This is a genomic window from Beijerinckia sp. 28-YEA-48, assembly GCF_900104955.1.
GTDB lineage: Bacteria > Pseudomonadota > Alphaproteobacteria > Rhizobiales > Beijerinckiaceae > Terripilifer.
This window is the reverse complement of sequence record NZ_FNSI01000002.1, coordinates 88,616-109,168: the sequence shown is the minus strand read 5'-3', so window position 1 is coordinate 109,168 and position 20,553 is coordinate 88,616. Positions and strand designations below refer to the sequence as shown.

Below are 20,553 nucleotides of genomic sequence, written 5' to 3'. Positions count from 1 at the left end.
GCTCTTCGGACCCCAGAAGGTGCGCTCAGCGAGGACCTTCCGTCTTCTAGAATAGGAAAGTGGGGCGGCGGAATTATGTTTGGCCTGTGTGACGAACGGCTGCGTGATGGATGCGCGCGATGCGCTCCATAAGAATAAAGTGGTTGCCCTGGATCCCCGATCGCCTGCCGCGCAGGCGTCGGGGATGACACCGAGGCCTCTCTATCGCGTTTCCAGAACCGCGATCCCGCCTCAAACCGCTTTGATAAACGTGGTCAGCGCATGGTCGAAGCGTTCCGGCGCTTCGATGTTGGGCAGGTGGCCGAGGCCCGGCATCGATACATGGCGGGCGTGCGGGATTTTCTCCGCCATGCGCTCCATCACGATGAGAGGCGCGGCGCGATCGTGCTCGGCTGACAGAAGCAGGGTCGGCACGGCGATCTTCGTCAATTCTTCCTTGCGGTCGAAGCCGACCAGGCAGTCGAGCGCGGCGCGATAGGTCTTTTCCGGCACTTGCCACATGGTGACAATGGCCGAATCGACGGCCTCGTGGCTGGCGGCGGGGCTGAACAAGGTCGGGGTCGCTTCTTCGGCGACATCGCGCATCGTGCCGCCTTCTTCCAGCTTGCGCAGCCGGGCCGAGACGAACTGCTTTTGAAATTCGCCATCCTTGCGGCCGAAGGCCGGGCTGGTGCAGGAGAGCACGAGTTTCGACACGCGCGCCGCATGGTCGATCATGAATTCCTGCGCCAGCATGCCGCCCAGCGAATGGCCGACAAGAATGACCTTGTCGAGCTTCATGGCATCGAAGAGACGCGCCAAGGCATCGGCCCAGGCCGACAGGCTCATCGGCGTCGTTTCCGGCGAGGCGCCATAGCCCGGCAGATCGGGCGCGATGCAATGGTAATGATCGCCGAGCGTGCGCAATTGCGGCACCCAGCTTTCGCTGCTGCCGCCGAGGCCATGCAGGAACACGATGGGCTGGCCTCGGCCGCGCGTCTTTGCGGCGAGTGTGTTGGCTGCAAGCTCGGTCATGCTAGCACCTGCGTCAACGCGCCGGCTTCCACGAGCACCGTATCGTCCACCTTGATGGTGCAGCCGCGCACGGGAATGTCGAAATGGCCGAGGGTGAACCGGTCAGCGAATTCGTTGGCGCCGGTAGAGAACAGGAAGTTGCCGGCGAAGGCGCGCAGCTCCGTGCCGTTGGTGTCGCGCTGGTCGTACATGGTCAGCGCCTCGTAGCGCGCATCCGGATGCAGGCCAATGCCGACATGAGCGACTGCATAGGCATTCCTGTCGCCCCACACCGCCAGATAGCGGCGCATCAGTTCGGCGTCTGTACCTTGCCCGGCGATATCAACGACGAAATCGTTCTCAAGGGTTAATGTCACGGGCGAGTCGAGATAGCGTTTGAAGGTGAGATTGATGTCTCCGGCATCGATCACCAAAGTGCCGTTGACGGTGTTGGCGCGCGGGAAATTGACGATAAGCCCGCCGGGCCAATGTGCCAATGTGCCGGGCTTGTCGGTATAGCCCCAGATCGGCACGTGCACGGTTTTAACCAGATCGATGTCGAGGTTTGTACCGGCGGCCGATGTCACCGTCATGCGGCTGGCGTTCTTGCACAGTTCGCGCGCGCGCAGGCAACGCTGCCGGATCGTCTCATCCGGCACCAGCCGTTCGAGCGCATCGGGATGTTCGTTGCTGATGTTGAGAATGCGCGTGCCGGCCTGCAGGATTTCGCGGGTTTCCGGCGCATGCATCAGCCCTTCGACCGTTAGATCGATGACGACGGGGCAGGCTTTCAGCGCTTCGATCACCGGGCGCTGGCCGCCGATGGCGGCGCTGGCGCCGGTGGAACGGATCGGCACGCGGATCTTTTGCGCCGGCGTCGGCACGCTCACGTGAAAGGGCCGCGCGCCCATGCGCAACAGGGCCAGCTCGGTCAGGTGGATGTTGAGCGCGCGCGATTGGCTTTCCGCCAGAATGGCGACATCGTCGCCCGCGCCGATCTTGCTGAGCGTGAACACTTTCTCGAAGGCGGCGATCCACCGTTCCTCGATCCGGTCATTGAGCATCGGAAGGCCCCCCTTTTTGCCGCAGCGCCTGCCGATAGAGTTTGTTCGTTGGTCCGGTCGGCAGGCGGTCGTGGAAATAGATTGCTTTAGGAATCTTCCGGCCGGACAGCAGGCCGGCGCTGACGCAGAATTCACCGATGGCGGCGGCCGTCAGATTGACATTGCGCGACACCACATGGGCGACGACGCGCTCGCCCCATTGCGGATCGGGCTCGCCGACCACGGCGGCCATGGCGATATCCGGGTGGGTGAGCAGGGCGGCTTCCACTTCCTCGGCATGGATCTTGACGCCGCCACTGTTGATGCGGTTGTCGATGCGCCCTTTGACGAAGACATAGCCATCGGCATCGATCAGGCCGAGATCGCCGCTGCGCCACCAGCCGTCGATGAAACGCGCCGTTGTCAGTTCGTCGTTCTTCCAATAGCCGCGAGCGAGCGAAGCGCCGCGTATGGCGATCTCGCCGGTTTCGCCTGGCGCGACATCGCGCAATACGTCGCTTTCGGGATCGACGAGACGCAGGTCCGCATTGGGAACCGGGCGGCCGACAGACGCGGCCTTGCCCGGTTGGGCCAATACATCGAGACCGCCGGCAATGCCGCAGGCGCAGCCGATCTCGGATGCGAGATAGGCAGTGCGCACATCAGGCGCGATCACCGCCAGAGCATCGATCAGGCGCGAGGATCCCGGCTCACCGGAAAAGAAAGCCACCTGCAGGGCCGAGAGATCGTGTTGTTCGGGCTCCGCGGCGACGACCATGCGCCACACCGTGGGCACCAAAGCCGCGATAGTGATCTTTTCGCGCGCCAGCAGGGCCAGATAATCCTGCGCGCTCGTCCATTCTGAAAAGCAGATGCGCGCTCGCGCCGCGAAGAACGGCAGCATGGTGAATATCCATGCGGCGAAGGACGGTTGCATGCCGATGGCGACGCTGTCGCGGGCGCTACATTGCCCGTAGATCGCGGGGCCTGAAGCGGCTGTCGCCAACAGGCTGCGATGGCTGTGCAGGATGGCTTTCGGCTTCCCCGTCGTCCCGGACGATAACAGCAGCATGGCTGGATCGTCCGAAGTCACGGGGCGAAGGGCGGTCGGTGCTGTCGCGGCGACAGTGCCGCCGAAGTCGATGGCGGTGGCATCGGACTGGACGATCCCCACAGGCACGCCAGCGCTTTCGGCGATGCGTGCGCCCTTGGTGCGATAGAGGTCTTGTGGCCCGACGATGAGCAGCCGCGCCTCGATCTGGCGCAGCACCGCCGCATTGTGATCCTCGCGCTCATAGGCGTGGATGAAGCAGCAGACCGCGCCTAGCTCCAGGGCGGCGAACAGTGTGATCGCCAGCGCGATCGTGCTGCCGCCGAGCAGGGCGATCGTCGAACCGTGGCCGATGCCCTGTTGGATCAGAGCCTCGCGCAGCGGGCCGATGCGGGCATGGGTCTCGGCGCCCGTCAGCCGTAGATCGCCTTCGCACAGCAGTGGCTCATGCGCTGTCCAACGGCAAGTCGACAGCACCATTGCCGGGATGGTGCCGTGCTCAAGGGAGAAAGACGTCAAAGACAACCCGGACATGACAGATTCTGACACGGTGATCTTACAATTTCCTGCCTATAATATATTTCATCACTTCATTGGTGCCCGCATAGATACGATGCACCCGCGCGTCCGCCCAAGCCCGCGCGATGGGGAATTCCCACATATAGCCGTAGCCGCCATGCAACTGTAGGCATTTGTCCAGCACCCGGTCGGCGAGCTCCGTGGTCCAGAGTTTCGCCTTGGCCGCGACATCCATGCTCAGTTCGTCCGTCGCATGCAATTCGATGCAACGATCGACGAACGGGCGGGCCACTTCCACCTCGGCGGCGATGCCGGCGAGTTCGAACTGGGTGTTCTGAAAGTCGAAGACCGTATGGCCGAAAGCCTTACGTGTCTTGGTATATTCGATGGTCTGATCGAGTGCCGCTTCGGCGATGACGACCGAGCGCACGGCAACGACCAGGCGTTCGCGCACGAGGCCGTGCATGAGCACTTTCCAGCCTTCGTTCTCGCCGCCGACGATGTTTTCGGCGGGCACGCGCACGTCCTCGAAGAACAATTCGGCGGTGTCCTGCGCCTTGTTGCCGATCTTCTTCAGATTGCGACCACGCCGGATGCCGGGCGAATTGAGATCGACCCAGAACATGGTGACGCCTTTGGCGCCCAGTTCCGGTGAGGTCTTTGTCGCCAGCAGGATATGATCGGCGATATGGCCGTTGGTGATGAAAGTCTTGGCGCCATTGATAACGTAATTGTCGCCGTCGCGCACGGCGCGGGTGCGCAATTGCTTGAGGTCGCTGCCGACGCCAGGTTCCGTCAGACCGATGGCCGAGATCATCTCGCCGCTGGCCATCTTCGGCAGCCAGCGCTGCTTTTGCTCTTCTGTGCCAAAGGCCATCAGGAAGGGCGCGATGATGTAGCTGTGCATGTCCCAGGCAGGGGCGGCGATGCCGTAGCGGCCGAGCTCTTCCAGAACGATGGCATCGTGGCGGAAGTCGCCGCCGGAGCCGCCATATTCCACAGGAATGCTGGTGCCGAGGAGGCCGATCTCACCGGCGCGTCGCCAGATCGCCGCGGGCGTGGCGCCGGCCTCTTCCCAGCTTTCGTACTCCGGCAGCACTTCCTCGCGCAGGAAGCGTGCGATTGAACCGCGCAGAATCTCGTGCTCTTCGTCGTAAACCGTCCTTGGGATGCCGAAATTCACGCCCCTAGCCTCCATACCATTCTGTTTGGTATGGAGTGTAGAAATTCCATGGCCGCTGTCAAGGAGATCGGCATGAAGCCAAGTTTGAGCAAAATCACAGCGGATAAATCGATGTCTGGCCGGGGCAAGGCGTTGCGTCGGCCGCCCGCAGGTCGAAATGATGGGCCCATGAATGATTCCGTGAGTGCGAAAACGAGCGAGACGACCGGCCGAAAGACTGCGGAGACGCGCCAGCTCTCCCGTCAGGATTGGGTCGACCATGGCGCCTGGCTTTTAGGCGAATCCGGGCCCGATGCGGTCCGCATTGAGCGACTGTGCTCTGGCCTCAATGTTACCAAGGGCAGTTTCTACTGGCACTTCAAATCGCGCGCCGATTTTCTAGAACAGATGTTGGCGCATTGGCAGTATAAGGAGACCCAGGCGATCATCGACGAGATCGAGGCGCAGACCAGCTCGCCCGTCGAAGCCGTGAAACGGCTGTTCGAGAAAGCCAATGCTGGCACAGTGAACTTCCGCGCTGAACTGGCGGTGCGGCAATGGGCGATCCAGGACGATAAGGTTGCGCAAGTCGTGCGGGCCGTTGACGAGCGCCGCCTGGATTTTCTGTTCCGCCAGTTTCAGGCGATGGGCTTTTCCGAGGCCGACACGCGTATGCGGGCACGTCTTCTGTATTCGCTCATCTTTGGCGAAGCATTGATTCAGCAGTCGGAGCCGCGCAGCCAGCGCAAGGCGCGATGGCTGGCCAGTTTGCACTATCTGACGAACGGCGATGTGTGAGACTCAAGTCTTTCACCGTTTCACGGAAGCGGTGAAAGACTTCAGATTTTTATGTTGACGCGTTTCTTCACGCGAGCGGGTGTCCACTTCGTTCGAAAACGCTATAAGCTGAGATTCATGATCCGTTCCTGGATCGCCTTAGCCGCCGCCAGCCAGATATTCAAGCAACCGGGCAGCCCTCTGCATAGGCCAGCACCGGCATCGACAGTGCGCCAACGCCATTGAAGACCGCGCGCAACCGATTATTGATAACGCAGTGTCTCGCGACGATGCGAATAGCGGGTCTAGTGCTTTCAACTGGCAGGTGTTCTCAGTTGTGGAAAGCGATCGCCGAAATCAAAGGCATCGTCGTGGAAAAACTCGGCATGGTGGAGAATTTCCCACCAGTTATGATCGAGATCTTCAAAATAAAATCCGTATGATCCGTGAGACATTTGCGGTGGCTTGATTTCGAGAATGCCGTATTTATCCTTGTACTCCAGGCACATCTTATAGGCATCATCGACATATTCTTGCGTGGGGGCTTCGAGACCCCAATGATGAAGGATGGAGTTTGGCTTCACCTGATCGCCGACCTGGACCACTACGATATGGAGCTTGAGGCCGTGACGAATACACATCGCCCGTTGTGCGTGCTGAGCGCATTCGAAGCCGAGGAATTCCTCATAAAACTTTCTGGAATTTGCCATATCCCGGCACATCAGCGTGCCATGGGATAGCATATAGGTTTGTAAGATCGCGTCCTTCTTTGGCGTGGTATCGACGAACGGTTCGAAGATTTTTTCCCTGATCAAGCTCATACTCTGCTCCTATCGAAGATCCGTTATCTGTCCGACTGGGACAGAAATTCGTCGGCGAGAAAGTCTCTCGCGTCCATGTTGCATTTTGTGGCGAAGTCGGAGCGTGCGGCGCGGATCATAAGGGGTGCTCCGCAGGCATAGACCTGATGGCCGCTAAGATCAGGGTGGTCCTTCATTACCTGTGCATGTACAAGGCCCGTCGAGCCACTCCAGGCACAGGCGTCGCTTGGTTCCGACAAGACCGGCACGAAGCGAATACTTTCATGTTCTTCGCTCCACCTCTGTGCAAGATCGAAGAGGTAGAGGTCGGCGCGCCGTCGGCCACCCCAATAGAGATCTATTTTTCGGCTCCTGTGGATGCCCCTTTTGATGATGTGCTCCATCATCGCTTTGATGGGTGAAAAGCCGGTGCCGCTGGCGAGAAAGATAATCGGCTTATTGCTTTTTTCCTGCAGAAAGAAAGTACCGAGAGGGCCTTCAAATTTCAAAAGCTGGCCAACACGCAGGCCATTAAAAAGTTTGTCTGTGAACAATCCGCCGGGCATATGGCGAACCTGGAGCTCAAGCTCGGTCACACCCTCGGGTTTGCAGTCATTGGCAATCGAATAGGTGCGCTGCGTTTTGTCATCGATGATGAGGCCGATATGCTGGCCTGGCGCATAACGCATATTCTCCATTGATGGTAGTCGAAGCCGAACGAGCATGACGTCGGGAGCGACCTTGTCGAGCCCGATTACGCGACAGGGAACGGTCTTGATCGGGAATGATTCGATACCGGAGAGCTCGTCGGTGTCTATGAGGAGATCCGACTTTGCTCGTGCTTGACACAAAAGTGCGAAACCATCTGCACGGTCCTGCTCGGAGAGGTGCGAGTCGCCATAGAGGCTGCCTTCATAGGTAACGGTGCCGCTGAGAACCGGGGTCTTGCATGTCTGGCAAAGGCCCGTCCGGCACGAATGCCGTAGCACATAGCCGGCGCTCAAGGCAGCTTGCAGCACGCTTGCACCAGGGATAGCCGGAAAGCTGTGTCCCGTGGACCGATTTGTAATCGTAAACGACATTCCCCCTCCGGGCTTCTAACGCAGATGGCGTTGGAACGCGCTACTTCATAGCCATGCCGGCGGCGACGCCTGGCCGCGCACTCATTCGTTCGAGCCATCGATTGAGATGGACCATGCCGCCGTGCCGTTCGATGACGCCCAGACGGCGCATCACTGCGGGATATAATGCGAAGTCGGCCAGAGAGACCTCTTCGGCCAGATAGTCACGACCTTCGAGCTGCCGATCGCATGCGCCAAGCATGTTCAAAAGCCACTGCTCCCAAAACCGCGTGTTGGCTTCCGATCTTTCGGGAACGTCATTCTGGCTCATATGAAACGCGCTGCTCGATGCCGAGACATCCGAGAGGGCATGCGCGAACCACTGCAAGGCCATCGCCCGGCGGCCTAAATCGGCCGGCCAAAACCGTCCTGTCTTCAAAGCAACGTACTCAAGGATCGCGCCAGACTGCGACAGTACCAATGGTCGACCATCCAGCCCTTCGGAATCGCGGATGACTGGAATGGTTCCGCTGGGGTTGAGCTTGAACAGCTCTTCCGGTTTGGCGGTGAAATGGATGCGATGCGGCCGAAACTCCAGCTCGGCCTCTCTCAGAATGATGCACGCACGATAACCGTTGCCGGTAGGGGCGTAATACAAATCGATCATCACCCCTCACCCATGATTAGGACGGCTGTTTCCCGTCGTCAGCCCTTTTCGCGGGCCAAAATCTTTCGACCTTGAATATGCAATTTATATTTACGTCCATACTAAATAATGTATATGTGTACCTAAAGCAGGTCAATGCATACACAGAAAATTATTCTGAACGTTTGATGGGAGGGCGGTCGCCGCTGTCGGGCGGACCCAACCGCTGCACGAATTCGTTTGGGGGGCTTGTATGACAGTCCAATCGAGGAAGACGCTGCGCAGCTTCGTTCTGGCTACCTTTTTTTGGGTCTTCGCATCGCCGATTTCGGCTTCTGAAAAAGTCACCTTCAACATGTCTTGGCTTCCGCAGGGAAGCCAAAGCGGTTTTCTCGTTGCTAATGCCAAAGGCTTCTATTCCGACGTCGGTCTTGAGGTCACCATTTATCAAGGTTACGGCGGTCAGCGCACGGTCAACGAGGTTGCGCAGGGGATGTTCGATTTCGGTTACGGCGACCCGTTGAGCGTGTTTCTCAACCGCGTCAACGGCGGCAACACCTTATACATCTCTGCGATCAGCAACTCTAATGCTGGAGCGATCTGCTACCTGAAGGGCGACCGGGATCTGACGTTGGCGGATCTGGCGGGTAAATCGGTCGGGGCTGGCGCTACTTCGGTTATGCAGAATGTCATTCCGATCTGGCTCGAGCTAAATAAGCTGCCTCGAAACTATCTTAAAGTCCTGCGCGTCAGCCCTGGCGTGGTTAATACCTCGCTGCTTGAAGGCAAGATCGATCTCGCCGATTGCTGGGAGGGGAACAGTCTTCCGCTGCTCGTCGAGCAGGCGGCCCAGGCGGGCAAGAAGATCGGCGTCATTCGCTATCGCGAATCCGGCTACGACACGTACGGCGGCGGAATCGTAGCTAGCGAAGAGTTTTTGAAGAAGCGACCACAGATCGCTGGGAAGTTCATTGAAGCCTCTTTCAAAGGCTTTGACGCTGCTTTTGCCGCGCCTGATGAAGCTGCCGATCTGATTCTCAAACAGTATCCGACGCTGCAGAAGAGCATTCTGATCGCCCAGATTAAAGAGGTGGCTGCAATTTTCGATCGAAAGCAGCTAGCACTCGATATGAATCGGGGCGATATCCAGCCAAGTCGCATCCAGGAAAGTCTCATTCTGTTCCGCAGGATGTTCAATACTGGCGAGAACATCAAACCATCCGACATCTACCGCAATATCGAACGCTGACGACATCCAAAGTTCAGAACTTGGATATGCACATAATCGTCATCCTTCGGCGTTCGGCCTCCCGGTGGTGACGAAGCGTTTGCAGAGGCGAGGGGGGGAATTCATGCAAGTCAATCGACGGACAGTTCTCGCTGCCGGCGCCGCTGGCATCGGTCTTGTCACCACACGAAGCGTCCAATCTCAGCAGGCTCCGGAATATGCGGCCTCCAAGGCACCTGCCGGACAGCTACCCCGACGCGGCGAATACATCATTCGCAATGCCTACCTGCTGACCATGGACAGCCAGCATAACGAAATTCCATCGGGCGATTTGCATGTGCGCGATGGCGTCATCGTTGCCATTGGCCCCAATCTCAACGCGCCGCAAGCGGAAGTAATCAACGGGGCTGAGACGATCTGTATGCCCGGCTTTGTCGACACCCATTGGCATTTGTGGGTCACGAATTGCCGGCAGTGGTTGCGTACCGATGACATCCGCTATGACAATTTTCCGGTGACGACCCGCATCGGCGCCCGCACGACGCCGCTGGATGCCTATCGGACCGCACGCTGGGCACTGGCCGATGGCATCCTCTCCGGCGTCACGACCCTCAACAATTTCTGCCACAACACACGTGGTCCCGAATGGGCCGATGCGGAATTGAGCGCCATGCGCGACATGGGCATTCGCGGCCGTTTCTCTTACGGCGGGCCGCAGCAAGGCCGCTCCGATCAACCGATGGATCTGGCCGGTCTGGCGCGAACCAAGAAGGAGTGGTTCTCCGATCCTGCAGCAACCGACAATCGGCTGTCTCTGGGCATCTGCTCGCGTAATCTCGTCTCAGGCCAGAGCCTGCGCTCGGCCATCACTTACGACATCGCTAAACGAGATTGGGGCGGCGCGCGCGAACTCGGCCTGCCGATCACTCTGCACGCTTCGCCGGCAGGGCTTGTCTTCGAATTGGAGAAGAACAACCTGCTGGGCCCCGATGTGGAGCTCTTTCATCCGATGTTCACGGTGGAGGAAGAGCGCGCCATTCTCAAGAGCCGCGGCACGGCCTTCTGCTGCGCGCCGACCGGCGAGGCCCAGCGGCCACGGGTCGATATCGAGAAGAGCGCCGGACGCGGCATCACGCCGGAAGGTGGCGAGATTCAGCTCAATGAGTTGCTGCATTCCGGCGTGCAATGCGGTTTCGGCATCGACGAAACAGTGGCCGGCAATACCGACTTCTTCGCCATCGTGCGCATCATGTACAAATATGATCGGCATCGGCTGGGCTATGGCGAGCGCAACCTTCTCACCACCAAACGGCTGCTGCAATTGGCAACCATCGAAGGTGCGAAGGTTCTGGGCCTCGAAAAGACCATCGGCTCCCTCACCGTCGGCAAGCGTGCCGATCTGATCCTGGTCAGTATCGACGATTTCAACACCGGGCCCATGACCAACCCGTGGGACACGCTCGTGCTGCATGCCCATCCGCGCAATGTTTCGCTGGTGATGGCCGATGGCCGCGTGCTCGCGAAGGGCGGCGAGTTGACCAGTGTCGATCGTCGCAAGCTGCTGAGCGACATCCGGGAAACGAACGCACGCCTCGCGGCTTTCGTCGATCCGGCCTGATCCGCACCTGATCATTTTGGAGGAGATTCATATGTTCAGACTACGGCATATTCTTTCCCTAATCGGCTTAGCTATCATTGTCGTCGGTCCGCTCGACGCCGCGCGAGCCGAATATGCGGTGACGACGCGCAACGACATCGCCTTCGTCGAGCACGATAAGGAGAAGCTCGTCGGCGATCTCTATATGCCGCAGGGCCTTGAGAAAGCGCCGGTGCTCATCGCTCTGCATGGCGGCGGCTGGATCATGGGTGATCGCAAATATTACCTGACATGGGGCCCCTATCTGGCCAAGAATGGTTATGCGGTGTTCTCCGTTGAATATCGCCTCAACAAGCCAGGTGCGCGCAGCTATCCGGGCGCAATCCATGATATCAAGGCGGCTATCCAATATGTGCGGGCCAATGCGGCAAGCCTGGGTGTCGATCCAGATCGAATCGGCTTGATCGGGGACAGCTCCGGCGCGCACTTGGCAGCCCTGGTCGGGCTGGCAGGCGAGGAGCCACTCTATTCGAGCGCGTATCGATCCGATCCTCACGCCGATATGTCGACAAAAGTGAAAGCCGTCGTCGGCTTCTATGGCATCTATGACATGCCGGCGATGTGGCAACGCTATCAGACAACGCGTCCTTACGAGAATATGACCGAGGTATTTCTGGGCGCGCCACTCTACGTCAATCGCAAAGTCTATTATGAATCATCACCTCTCAACTATGCGACGGTCGATAAGAGGGGCATCCGTTTCATGCTCGTTTACGGCAAGGAGGATAACGTGGTTGATCCTGCGAGTCAGAGCGATGCTTTCTTATTAGCCTTGAAGCAGGCAGGTATTTACGTGCGAGCCATTGCTGTCCCCGGCGCCGGTCATTTCTTTGTCACCGATCCTGTGGATCAGACCAGTTATGGTGGCGTGATTGGCCCCCAGGTGCTTCGGTTTCTTAAAGAAAGTGGCTTCTAAAACGCACCCCGCGATTGATGAATCGATTGAGAAATGACGACGGCGTCAGCCATGATTTAGGGTCTATCTTGATGGAGGTGGACGTAGGGAAGGACACGCTGCGTGAGAGAAAATATCCATGCCGAAACTGATGCTTGAGTAATGAGCGAAAGGCCAGTCTGGCCCTTCGCTCATTGGCCGCTTCAGGGTGTGGGTTTTCTGTGCTGAGGCAAATGTCCGCCGATGAGATCGAAGTCTAGAAAACCCGCTCGGCACGCATCCGCACGGTCCAGTTGCCGGGGCTGATATTGGCCAGGCACATGGGGGAGGCGGGTGCGCAGGGCACGGCGGTGGGTGCACCACCGGCGAAGCCGGCCAGACGCTGCGACAGGCGCGCATAAGAGAGCTCCACGCCGAGATCGAAATTGCGGACCGGCGACCAGATCAAGCTGCCCTGCGTCGACCAGCTGGTGACGGTCGAAAGGCCGCCGTTCGTCCAGTCGGTGTTGCGGGTCACGGTGCCTGGCGTGAGCCGGACCAACGAGGCAAAGAAATGCGAGCGCAGGGATGGCGTCCAATAGTGGGTGAAGATGCCGGCGATGTTGAACGCGCCGGTCTGTTCCGCGCCGGGGCGCGTGCAGCCAGCGCTGGGGCAATAGATCGTCATGTTGCGGTCCGCCCGCAGGAAGCCACCGAGATAGCTCGCGGTGAAGCCGAGATTGCTGTTGATCCCGGTGAACGCCACATAATCCAACGCGCCGACGCCATAAGAGATCCAGCCCTGAAAATGATCGCCGGCGGCGATCATCGGCAGGTTGACGCGCAAACCTGCGCCGACGGCCCAGCCTGTCTTGCGCATCATCGGGCCGGTTCCGCCCGTCGTGGCCTGCACGGCCGGCGTGGCGAAATTCGCGGTGTTTTCGAGCACCGCGCCCGACACCATCGCCGCGCCCCACGACTGGTCGAGACGAACATTGGCGACAACGGCTGGCAGACGCTGCGGCCCGTTGCCCGTCGCCGTGGCGGCTGTCGCCGACCAGGGATTGAAGCCGAGCGCGCCAGCCGTGCCGGACTGTGGCATGTCGCCCCGGTTTTCCAGCGCCAGCGTCGCGGACAGACCGCTGCCAAACGATGCCGTGTAAGCGATCTGGCGTGTGCCGCCGGGGAAGCTACCGAACCATGGCGTATGCAGCGGAAAGACCGTGAGGAACTGGAAATTAGTCGCCGCTTGGCCGATGGTGAAGCCGGCGAAACGGATATAGGCGGCTTCGATGAAGGTCGGCGCATTCGTGCCCGCATTGGCGAAAAGGCCGGAGGCGTAGCCAAGATAGGGCGCTGTTTGCGCCAGGCCGGATTGTGCCGCGAAACGCAAGGTCATCGCGGTCTGCACCGTTCCCCATGCCGATTGCGTGCGCGCATCCATGGTCAGGATCGCGCGCGCATACCAGCCTATGGAATCAACCGCATTGGCGCTGACGAAAGTGGCGCTGGCATTGCCGCCGCCGGGAGGCCCGGCATAGGCCGGGCCACCGGCAGAGCGCATTTGCACCGCATTCTTGGCCGGCGTGTACCAGCTATCGACACGAACGCGCCCGCCAATCTTCAGGCAGGTGTCGGTGCCAGGAATCCAATAGAAGCCTGCACCATAGGCGTCGCACACGCGCACATATTCGACGGGCGCGGATTTGCGGCCCGGCAAATCCGCCGCCTGCGCGGCAACGGGCAGCAGCATGGCCGCTCCGCTGGTCAACACCACAGCTAATCTCGTCATCGGTCCCCCTTTTTTGAGCAGGTCCACACACGCCCCTGCCTGGCGATCTAAAAATTTTTGACAGCGAAAATTTACATGATAATGTCATGCAATTCTCTGTGGGTCAACGCGGCTGAAAGCGAGGCGACAAGCACGAGGAGAAGCGATCGCCTCACGGCGTTGCTTTCAGATGTGGTGGAGGGTGCGCAGACAACGTCGCGGCCGAGGGGCTCGCGTGCGGTGTTGCCGCGCGTATGACGTCAAAAGAAACGCCTGCGGCGCAGGTCGTTTATCTGAGTGAGACTAGACAATCATGAAATTGAGAATCGACAATCATCCCGATCCGATGATGGGGCTTCTGCCGCTCTTTTGTGCGATTGACTTCGGCTTGTTCCGCAAGCGCGGGATCGATCCCGTCTTCGTCGACCGCACCAATGTACAGGCGATCGAGGACATGCGCGCCGGCCAGATGGATATTTCCTTCTCTGGCCCAACCTTGACCATCATGGCGCGCGAGCGCTTCGGGCTCGACACCAAGTTCGTCTCGGCGGCGGCGCTGCGCGGCTCGATGAACGGTCATACGGCTGATTTCATGAATATCGTCGCGCGCGATGGCATTCAGATCGAAAAGCCGCAGGATTTTGAGAACAAGACCTTGGCGGCCTTCGCGCTTGATGGCGGCATCACCCATTCGGCGCCGCTCTATCTGTTCAACAACCATGGCGTCGATACGAACAAGATCGCGTGGAAGACCATGCCGTTCCACAAAATGCCGGACGCGCTGGCGGCGGGCGAGGTGGATGTCGCCATCTGCGTCGAGCCGTTCATCACCATCATGCGCCGGCGCGGTCTGGGGCGGGAGGTGGACGAGGTTTTCGGAGCTGGTTCCCTTGCCATGGCGGCGACGGGCAATCCTTCGCTTGTCTCCAACTGGTGGACGACGAAGAAGACTTATGCCGAAAATCCCGAGCTTTTCATCGCCACCAATGACATTCTGAACGAGGCGATCGCCGCCATTTATGACGATCCATCCGCCGCGCTCGACGCCATGGCACGCCAGACTGGACAACAGATCGGCATTCTCAGGGAGATTGGTTTTCAGACCACGCTCTTCCACGCTTTTCCGCTGAACGCACCGGACGTGCAGAACATGTACGCCGGCTGGGTCCGCGTTTTGCATGGTGCGGGCCTCCTGGAGAAGCCCATCGACTGCAGCGGCTTTTTCGACGCTTGAAGACGAGACAATGAGGGAAGGGATGATGACACAACGATTGATCCAGGCGAGCTTCGCGGCTCTCCTGCTGGCCGGCGCGCCTTTTGGCGCATCGGCTCAGACGCCGGAGACGGCGCCGCTGGAAAAAGCCTCGCTTTATATCGGCTGGCGCGCCGAGGCGGAGTTCGGCGGCTTTTTCCAGGCCGTGGCCAAGGGCATCTATAGAAAGCACGGTCTGCAGGTCGATATCCAACTCGGCAATCCGCAAAGCAATCCGGCGCCATTGCTGATCTCCGGCAAGGTGACATTCTCGATCGGCAGCAGCGGTTCGGCGCTCAACGCGGCGCGTGAGGGCGCGCCGATCACCGCCATCGCCGCAATCTTTCAGAAGGACCCGCGCGTTCTCCTCGGCCATCCCGGCCAAGGCTACGCCAAGCTGGAAGATATGGTCGATCGCACCGCCTATATCGGTGCTTTGGGCATGGCGACGTTCTGGCCGTTTCTGCGCCAACGTTTCGGCTTCAAGGATCGCAACGTCAAACCCTACACGTTCTCCATCGCGCCTTTCCTTGCCGACAAGGCGTCGATCCAGCAAGGCCTGGCGACGACCGAACCCTATGCGTTACAGAAGGCCGGCATGGAAAAGCCGGTCATGTTCCTGCTCGATGACTATGGCTATCGGCCCTATGCCGTGACCATAGCGGCGACACACAAGACGATCGCCAGCCGGCCAGACTTTGTTCAAAAATTCGTCGATGCCTCGATCGAAGGTTGGGCTGACTATCTTAACGGTGACGCGAAGCCGGGCAATGATCTCATCAAGCAGAACAACCCGGACATGTCCGACGACCATATCCGTTTCGCGATGGATGTGATGCGCCGCGATGGTTTCGTCGAAGCGGGCGATGCACGCCAGCTCGGCATCGGCGCCATGACCGACGAGCGTTGGAAGGACTATTACAAGGCTCTGGTCGACAGTGGCGTTCTGCCGGGCAATGTCGATGTGTCCAAGGCTTACACCCTGCAGTTCGTCAACAAGCGGGTGGGGTTGAAATGACCGACGTGGTGAAGGAGGGCCGCACGCTGGAACTGCGTGGCATTTCCAAGACATTCAATTCGGGAACGACGGCCGTCGAAAATCTCGATCTCGACATCCGCTCCGGCAGCTTCGTCAGCCTGCTTGGTCCATCGGGCTGCGGCAAAAGCACGGTGCTACGGATGATTGCCCGCCTGATCGAGCCGACCACGGGCACGATCAGCGGTGTGGGCGGGGCAGGGCGCATCGGCTTCGTGTTTCAGGAACCGACCTTGATGCCGTGGGCGGCAGCGCTTGAGAATGTTATGCTGCCTTTGAAACTGGCGGGTGTTCCCAAGGCCGAGCGCCGGGCCCGCGCTGCCGATGCGCTGGCCAAAGTCGGGCTGGCGGGTTTCGAGAACGCCTATCCGCGTGAATTGTCCGGCGGCATGAAGATGCGTGTGTCCCTGGCTCGCGCCATGGTCACCGAGCCGGAGGTTCTGCTGCTCGATGAGCCGTTCGCGGCGCTCGATGAAATCACGCGCTTCCGGCTGAACAACGATCTGGCGCAGCTTTGGGAAAGCCAGAGATTCACCGCCATCTTCGTCACCCATTCGGTCTTCGAATCCGTCTATCTGTCGGAGCGGGTGGTGGTAATGGCCCGGCGCCCCGGGCGCGTCTTCGATGATCTCACCATTGAAGCGCCGTCGGCCCGTGGCGAGGAATTCCGCACGTCGGCTGCTTATGCCGATCTGTGTCGCAAAGCGTCCCATGCCCTTGAAAAAGCGATAGCAGCATGAACGATTCAAAAAACATACGCCGGATTGCCCTGCCTGTCGGCCTCGGCATCATCTGTATCGTCCTGTGGGAAGTGATCGTGCGGACTTTCGATGTCTCGCCGTTCATTTTCCCCGGGCCGGTGAAAATCATCGAAGCTCTGATCCGCGATTGGGGGCTCCTGTCGCACGCCTTGCTGGTGACATTGGAGATCACGGCGATGGCCTTCGTCTGCGCCGTTGTTGGTGGCGGCCTCATCGCTGTCTTCTTCAGCCTGTCGAAGACCATCGAGACGACACTGTTCCCCTATGCGGTCATCATGCAGGTGACGCCGGTCGTCGCCGTGGCGCCGCTGCTCATCATCTGGATCGACAATGTTTATCTGGCATTGTTGGCCTGTGCCTGGTTGGTCGCCTTCTTTCCGGTTCTGTCCAATGCGACCGTGGGTCTCAACAGTGTCGATCATAATCTGCGCGATATGTTCCGCCTTTATGGCGCGACGCAAAGCCAGACCTTGTTGAGCCTGCGCATCCCCGCCGCCATGCCGTATTTCCTGACGGGCGTGCGCATCTCCGGTGGTTTATCGCTGACCGGGGCAGTGGTGGCCGAATTCGTCGCCGGCACCAGCGGACAAGCGTCGGGCCTGGCGTATCGCATTCTCGAGGCCAGCTATCAGTTGCAGACGCCGCGCATGTTCGCCGCCCTGTTTCTGATTTCGCTCACCGGCGTGGCGATTTTCTTGGTGACCACGTATATGTCGCATCTGCTGCTGAGCCGCTGGCATGAGAGCGCATTGGTGCGGGAGAAATGATGGGGCATCCGCTGCAACACATGCTGCAAGACTTCATGCTGCAAGATTCGATGCTGAAAGACTTGGAGCGGGCCGATGGCCCGCTTCGCCTGTCCAACTGCCAGGTGCCCGTTGGGGCGCTGGCAGCCACCGACGTGCGGCCGACGCGCGATGGTCTGGCGGCCGTCAATATCGATATCCAAGGTCGTCAGATCGTGGCGATCGCACCGGCGCGCGAAGGCAGCGACGCCCCATCGATGGGCGGCGCCCTGGTCTTGCCGGTGTTCGCCGATCTCCACACCCACCTCGACAAAACCTATATCGCTCATCGTGCCGACAATCGGCGCGGCACCTTGTGGGGCGCGGTGGAGGCAACGCGCGGCGATTACGTCCATTGGACCGAACAGGATTTGCATGACCGTGCCACCTTCGCTCTGCGTTGCGCGGAGGCTCACGGCACCGCCTTCATGCGCAGCCATCTCGATTCGCTCGGGCCGCAAGCGGAGCGGTCCTGGCGCGTGATGGACGGTTTGCGTCGGCAATGGGCCGATCGGATCAAGCTGCAACTCGTCGCTATGGTGCCAATAGAATTCTATCTGCAGGACGGCGCCAAAGGACTGGGCGCGCGCGTTGCGGCGGCCGGCGGATTGCTCGGTGGCGTGGTCAGGGTGATGGGGCTCCCGCCGGAAGAGGAGGCGAATGTGCAAGCGCGCGCCCTCGACGCTCTGTTCGCGCTGGCCAGGCTCTATGATCTCGATGTCGATCTGCATGTAGATGAAACGCTCGACACGCAGGCGAATGGGTTGGAGGCTGTGGCGGCGGCGACCCTGCGCCATGACTGGTCTGGCCGCGTCACCTGCGGCCATTGCTGCAGTCTTTCGATCCACGACGACCCGAAACGGGAGGCGATCCTCGCGCTGTGCGGGCAGGCGGGGGTGCGCATCGTCAGCCTGCCGCTGATCAACACCTTTCTGCAGGATCGCGGCGAGGGCCGCACGCCGCGCTGGCGCGGTCTGCCGCCATTGCAGGAAATCGCTGCCTGCGGCATTGACCATGCGCTGGCGAGCGATAATTGCGGCGACCCCTTCCACCCCTATGGCGATTACGACCTGCTGGAAGTGTTGCGCGAGACGGCGCGGACGGCGCACCTGCCAAATCTGGCGGCCTGGTCGGCGGCGGTGACGACGCAGCCGGCGGCCGCGATGGGGTTCGACAGCCGGTTGCGACCGGGCGGGTCGGCGGATCTGATTGTTTTCAACGCCCGAAGCATGGGCGAATGGCTGCGGCGTCCGCAAGCCGACCGCATCGTGATCCGAAACGGCCGCCGCTCGACCGCCGCCTTGCCAGCGTTCAGCGATCTCGACAGTTTAACGCCGATCGGCCATTACTAGTGCTTGTTCGCCTTTTAAGCAGAGACGGCATGAGCGCCCCCCGAACTTCTTTTCCCGCGGCCGATCTGATTGCGCCGCATGTCAATACCCTGTCCAAATATCTGACTCGCGCGGCGGTGAACCAAGCGCGGAGCAACTTTGAGCTCGGGCAGGTGGAGTGGCAGGTCGTCACCTTGCTCGGCGTGTTTCAGCCGATCTCGATCCGCGAATTGACCTTTCACGCTTTGCTTGACGCGGCCCAGGTCAGCCGCGCTGTCGCGGCGCTGGCCAAGCGCGGCCTTGTCTCGCGCCGTCAAAGCCCGGAGGATCGCCGCGAGGCCAAATTGACCCTGACGGCGGCCGGCCGTTCGCTGCACGCCGATCTGACGGTGGCGGCGGTCGAGCGCAACAATACGTTGCTGGAAGGTTTTTCCGCCAAGGAAACGCGCGCCCTGATCGAGAAGCTCGATATTTTGATCGAGCGTGCCAAAGTTCTGGCCGACGAAAGTAAAGGTTAGAGAGAAGCCTTGATCCGCTGAGCTCCAAGGGGCGCATGTCCAACCAAATGAATCGGCGGATGCTGGCAAGGAAAGCCGTCGCCTATGCGATTGGAAGCGAACTGGGTCATTCTGGCAGAGGAAATTGATAGGTTTTGATCATTTCGAAAGAGTCTGACGCCGTCATGGTCGATGGGGACGCGATCTTTTTTAGTGTACTTGTCGTGTTCATAACTTTTAGCGACTTGGCGAAGCTCATTGGGAGAGTTGGTGGGTTGCCAATGAGCTCTATCCGATCAATCTACGGTTTCTGACGATCTTTTCGGTGAGCTTGATAAATTCCGCCGCAGTGCGCGACAGAGGGCCACCCTTGCGCCGGACGACCCCGACTTCCCGCGGAATGGCCGGTTCGATCGCGACGACGGCGACCGGCAGATCGCCGTTTAGATAGATGGTCGGCAGAACGGTGACGCCGAGATTGGCCGATACCATCGCCAATGCGGTTTCGGGCTGCGCGACCGTAAAACGGGCCACGAATTTCCGCCGGCGACGGATGAATGCTGCTTCGACACTGTCGCGAATGTTCGAGCCTCTTTTCATCGTAATCAGAGGTTGGCCGGAAATGTCCTGAAGCGTCACTGTCCTGCGTCTCGACAGGGGGTGCGACTGTGGAACGACCACGGCGAAGCGGTCCATGATCAGGGGTGAGAAAGCCAGGCTCATCCGGCCCGCGGGTTTGGGCATGAAGCCCATGTCCGCTTCGCCGTCTTGAACAGCCCGTTCGATTTCGCTGGCCATCATCTCCATGACCTCGACGTGGACGCTGGGGTATTGTGCGCCATAGGCTTCGAGCGCAAACGGCAGTACTTTGCTGGTGATCGAGGGGACGGCGGCGATCACGAGGCGCCCCCGTTGGAGAGAGCCGTAGTCGCGCATTTCATGCACGCCCACGTCGAGATGATCTACGGCACGGGTTGCGTGAACGAGAAACCGCTTTCCCTCCGCCGTCAGTTCGACCTGCCGGGTGGTGCGGCGAAGCAGGGATACGCCCAGGAATTCCTCAAGCTCCTGCAGATGTGCGCTAATGGCGGGCTGCGTCAGCCCCAGGCGCTTGGACGCCCGTCTGAACTGCATCTCCTCCGCCACGACCATGAAGCTGCGGATGCGCACAAGACTGAGGCCGGCTTTGGCAGGCGCTTTGGACATTGATAACCTCTGCTGATCAATGAATTACATAATACAAATTGACGATTTTGCCCATCCGCCGTTCCTTACTGCGTCAAGGCAGGCGCGTAGACAGATTGCCAAC

Annotated in this window: 19 protein-coding genes; 10 read left to right on the top strand and 9 right to left on the bottom strand. The window is 59.8% G+C overall.

The annotated features are described in order from the left end of the window. Window positions 1-231: 231 nt before the first annotated feature. Genes BLW50_RS28405 through BLW50_RS28390 form a run of 4 tightly spaced genes read right to left on the bottom strand, consistent with a single transcriptional unit; the run spans window position 232 to window position 4,789 of the window. Window positions 232-1,014 (bottom strand): alpha/beta fold hydrolase, encoded by a 783-nt coding sequence (locus tag BLW50_RS28405; RefSeq protein WP_090710116.1) that lies wholly within the window; start codon window positions 1,012-1,014, stop codon window positions 232-234. After that, window positions 1,011-2,057 (bottom strand): 2,5-dihydroxypyridine 5,6-dioxygenase NicX family protein, encoded by a 1,047-nt coding sequence (locus BLW50_RS28400; RefSeq protein WP_090710113.1) that lies wholly within the window; start codon window positions 2,055-2,057, stop codon window positions 1,011-1,013. The genes BLW50_RS28405 and BLW50_RS28400 overlap by 4 nt, the downstream gene beginning before the upstream one ends. Next, window positions 2,047-3,621 (bottom strand): class I adenylate-forming enzyme family protein, encoded by a 1,575-nt coding sequence (locus BLW50_RS28395; protein WP_090710110.1) that lies wholly within the window; start codon window positions 3,619-3,621, stop codon window positions 2,047-2,049. The genes BLW50_RS28400 and BLW50_RS28395 overlap by 11 nt, the downstream gene beginning before the upstream one ends. Before the next feature lie 22 nt (window positions 3,622-3,643). Then, window positions 3,644-4,789, bottom strand: coding sequence for an acyl-CoA dehydrogenase family protein (locus BLW50_RS28390; protein ID WP_210186175.1), 1,146 nt, complete (start codon window positions 4,787-4,789; stop codon window positions 3,644-3,646). Between the two features lie 168 nt (window positions 4,790-4,957). Here BLW50_RS28390 and BLW50_RS28385 point away from each other — a divergent pair, with 168 nt between their 5' ends. Further along, on the top strand, window positions 4,958-5,566 hold the full coding sequence (locus tag BLW50_RS28385; protein ID WP_170850430.1) for a TetR/AcrR family transcriptional regulator: 609 nt from the start codon (window positions 4,958-4,960) through the stop codon (window positions 5,564-5,566). 293 nt (window positions 5,567-5,859) lie between these two features. On the opposite strand, the gene BLW50_RS28380 is transcribed toward BLW50_RS28385, so the two are convergent. From BLW50_RS28380 to BLW50_RS28370, 3 genes are read right to left on the bottom strand one after another with little or no spacing between them, the layout of a single operon-like run. Beyond that, entirely contained in the window at window positions 5,860-6,366 is a 507-nt protein-coding gene (locus BLW50_RS28380; RefSeq protein ID WP_090710103.1) for a VOC family protein, read from the bottom strand. A 23-nt stretch (window positions 6,367-6,389) separates the two neighbouring features. Further along, the gene (locus BLW50_RS28375) at window positions 6,390-7,427 is read right to left on the bottom strand and encodes a CDP-6-deoxy-delta-3,4-glucoseen reductase (RefSeq protein WP_090710101.1); all 1,038 of its coding nucleotides are present in this window, start codon (window positions 7,425-7,427) and stop codon (window positions 6,390-6,392) included. 40 nt (window positions 7,428-7,467) lie between these two features. After that, window positions 7,468-8,073 (bottom strand): glutathione S-transferase family protein, encoded by a 606-nt coding sequence (locus tag BLW50_RS28370; protein WP_090710098.1) that lies wholly within the window; start codon window positions 8,071-8,073, stop codon window positions 7,468-7,470. Window positions 8,074-8,305: 232 nt separating this feature from the next. Here BLW50_RS28370 and BLW50_RS28365 point away from each other — a divergent pair, with 232 nt between their 5' ends. The 3 genes from BLW50_RS28365 to BLW50_RS28355 all read left to right on the top strand — a co-directional run bounded on the left by BLW50_RS28365 (window position 8,306) and on the right by BLW50_RS28355 (window position 11,853). Next, a complete protein-coding gene (locus tag BLW50_RS28365; protein WP_090710096.1) occupies window positions 8,306-9,301 on the top strand; it encodes an ABC transporter substrate-binding protein in 996 nt (331 codons plus the stop codon). Between the two features lie 103 nt (window positions 9,302-9,404). After that, window positions 9,405-10,898: an amidohydrolase family protein gene (locus BLW50_RS28360; RefSeq protein ID WP_090710094.1), complete on the top strand. Its 1,494-nt coding sequence runs from the start codon at window positions 9,405-9,407 to the stop codon at window positions 10,896-10,898. Window positions 10,899-10,929: 31 nt separating this feature from the next. Continuing rightward, window positions 10,930-11,853 (top strand): alpha/beta hydrolase, encoded by a 924-nt coding sequence (locus BLW50_RS28355; RefSeq protein WP_090710092.1) that lies wholly within the window; start codon window positions 10,930-10,932, stop codon window positions 11,851-11,853. A 235-nt stretch (window positions 11,854-12,088) separates the two neighbouring features. Here BLW50_RS28355 and BLW50_RS28350 read toward each other — a convergent pair whose 3' ends face one another. Then, a complete protein-coding gene (locus BLW50_RS28350; protein ID WP_139267778.1) occupies window positions 12,089-13,603 on the bottom strand; it encodes a porin in 1,515 nt (504 codons plus the stop codon). A 292-nt stretch (window positions 13,604-13,895) separates the two neighbouring features. Here BLW50_RS28350 and BLW50_RS28345 point away from each other — a divergent pair, with 292 nt between their 5' ends. From BLW50_RS28345 to BLW50_RS28320, 6 genes are read left to right on the top strand one after another with little or no spacing between them, the layout of a single operon-like run. Then, window positions 13,896-14,816: an ABC transporter substrate-binding protein gene (locus tag BLW50_RS28345; protein WP_090710087.1), complete on the top strand. Its 921-nt coding sequence runs from the start codon at window positions 13,896-13,898 to the stop codon at window positions 14,814-14,816. A gap of 25 nt (window positions 14,817-14,841) precedes the next feature. Further along, window positions 14,842-15,852: an ABC transporter substrate-binding protein gene (locus BLW50_RS28340; protein WP_170850429.1), complete on the top strand. Its 1,011-nt coding sequence runs from the start codon at window positions 14,842-14,844 to the stop codon at window positions 15,850-15,852. Then, window positions 15,849-16,610 (top strand): ABC transporter ATP-binding protein, encoded by a 762-nt coding sequence (locus BLW50_RS28335; protein ID WP_090710081.1) that lies wholly within the window; start codon window positions 15,849-15,851, stop codon window positions 16,608-16,610. The genes BLW50_RS28340 and BLW50_RS28335 overlap by 4 nt, the downstream gene beginning before the upstream one ends. Next, complete coding sequence (locus tag BLW50_RS28330) at window positions 16,607-17,398, top strand: ABC transporter permease (RefSeq protein WP_090710079.1); 792 nt, start codon at window positions 16,607-16,609, stop codon at window positions 17,396-17,398. The genes BLW50_RS28335 and BLW50_RS28330 overlap by 4 nt, the downstream gene beginning before the upstream one ends. Beyond that, window positions 17,398-18,768 (top strand): cytosine deaminase, encoded by a 1,371-nt coding sequence (locus BLW50_RS28325; protein ID WP_170850428.1) that lies wholly within the window; start codon window positions 17,398-17,400, stop codon window positions 18,766-18,768. The genes BLW50_RS28330 and BLW50_RS28325 overlap by 1 nt, the downstream gene beginning before the upstream one ends. A gap of 29 nt (window positions 18,769-18,797) precedes the next feature. Continuing rightward, complete coding sequence (locus BLW50_RS28320) at window positions 18,798-19,265, top strand: MarR family winged helix-turn-helix transcriptional regulator (protein WP_170850427.1); 468 nt, start codon at window positions 18,798-18,800, stop codon at window positions 19,263-19,265. Window positions 19,266-19,532: 267 nt separating this feature from the next. Here the strand turns inward: BLW50_RS28320 and BLW50_RS28315 are convergent, their stop codons facing one another. Continuing rightward, a complete protein-coding gene (locus BLW50_RS28315; RefSeq protein WP_090710072.1) occupies window positions 19,533-20,450 on the bottom strand; it encodes a LysR family transcriptional regulator in 918 nt (305 codons plus the stop codon). Window positions 20,451-20,553: the final 103 nt, after the last annotated feature.

Excerpts from the sequence above, each read along its gene's own strand:
- BLW50_RS28365 (WP_090710096.1), top strand. The coding sequence starts at position 8,306 with ATGACAGTCCAATCGAGGAAGACGCTGCGCAGCTTCGTTCTGGCTACC.
- BLW50_RS28360 (WP_090710094.1), top strand. The coding sequence starts at position 9,405 with ATGCAAGTCAATCGACGGACAGTTCTCGCTGCCGGCGCCGCTGGCATC.
- BLW50_RS28385 (WP_170850430.1), top strand. The coding sequence starts at position 4,958 with ATGAATGATTCCGTGAGTGCGAAAACGAGCGAGACGACCGGCCGAAAG.
- BLW50_RS28400 (WP_090710113.1), bottom strand. The coding sequence starts at position 2,057 with ATGCTCAATGACCGGATCGAGGAACGGTGGATCGCCGCCTTCGAGAAA.
- BLW50_RS28350 (WP_139267778.1), bottom strand. The coding sequence starts at position 13,603 with ATGACGAGATTAGCTGTGGTGTTGACCAGCGGAGCGGCCATGCTGCTG.
- BLW50_RS28340 (WP_170850429.1), top strand. The coding sequence starts at position 14,842 with ATGACACAACGATTGATCCAGGCGAGCTTCGCGGCTCTCCTGCTGGCC.
- BLW50_RS28395 (WP_090710110.1), bottom strand. The coding sequence starts at position 3,621 with ATGTCCGGGTTGTCTTTGACGTCTTTCTCCCTTGAGCACGGCACCATC.
- BLW50_RS28345 (WP_090710087.1), top strand. The coding sequence starts at position 13,896 with ATGAAATTGAGAATCGACAATCATCCCGATCCGATGATGGGGCTTCTG.
- BLW50_RS28370 (WP_090710098.1), bottom strand. The coding sequence starts at position 8,073 with ATGATCGATTTGTATTACGCCCCTACCGGCAACGGTTATCGTGCGTGC.
- BLW50_RS28405 (WP_090710116.1), bottom strand. The coding sequence starts at position 1,014 with ATGACCGAGCTTGCAGCCAACACACTCGCCGCAAAGACGCGCGGCCGA.
- BLW50_RS28330 (WP_090710079.1), top strand. The coding sequence starts at position 16,607 with ATGAACGATTCAAAAAACATACGCCGGATTGCCCTGCCTGTCGGCCTC.
- BLW50_RS28315 (WP_090710072.1), bottom strand. The coding sequence starts at position 20,450 with ATGTCCAAAGCGCCTGCCAAAGCCGGCCTCAGTCTTGTGCGCATCCGC.
- BLW50_RS28380 (WP_090710103.1), bottom strand. The coding sequence starts at position 6,366 with ATGAGCTTGATCAGGGAAAAAATCTTCGAACCGTTCGTCGATACCACG.
- BLW50_RS28335 (WP_090710081.1), top strand. The coding sequence starts at position 15,849 with ATGACCGACGTGGTGAAGGAGGGCCGCACGCTGGAACTGCGTGGCATT.
- BLW50_RS28355 (WP_090710092.1), top strand. The coding sequence starts at position 10,930 with ATGTTCAGACTACGGCATATTCTTTCCCTAATCGGCTTAGCTATCATT.
- BLW50_RS28375 (WP_090710101.1), bottom strand. The coding sequence starts at position 7,427 with ATGTCGTTTACGATTACAAATCGGTCCACGGGACACAGCTTTCCGGCT.
- BLW50_RS28325 (WP_170850428.1), top strand. The coding sequence starts at position 17,398 with ATGGGGCATCCGCTGCAACACATGCTGCAAGACTTCATGCTGCAAGAT.
- BLW50_RS28320 (WP_170850427.1), top strand. The coding sequence starts at position 18,798 with ATGAGCGCCCCCCGAACTTCTTTTCCCGCGGCCGATCTGATTGCGCCG.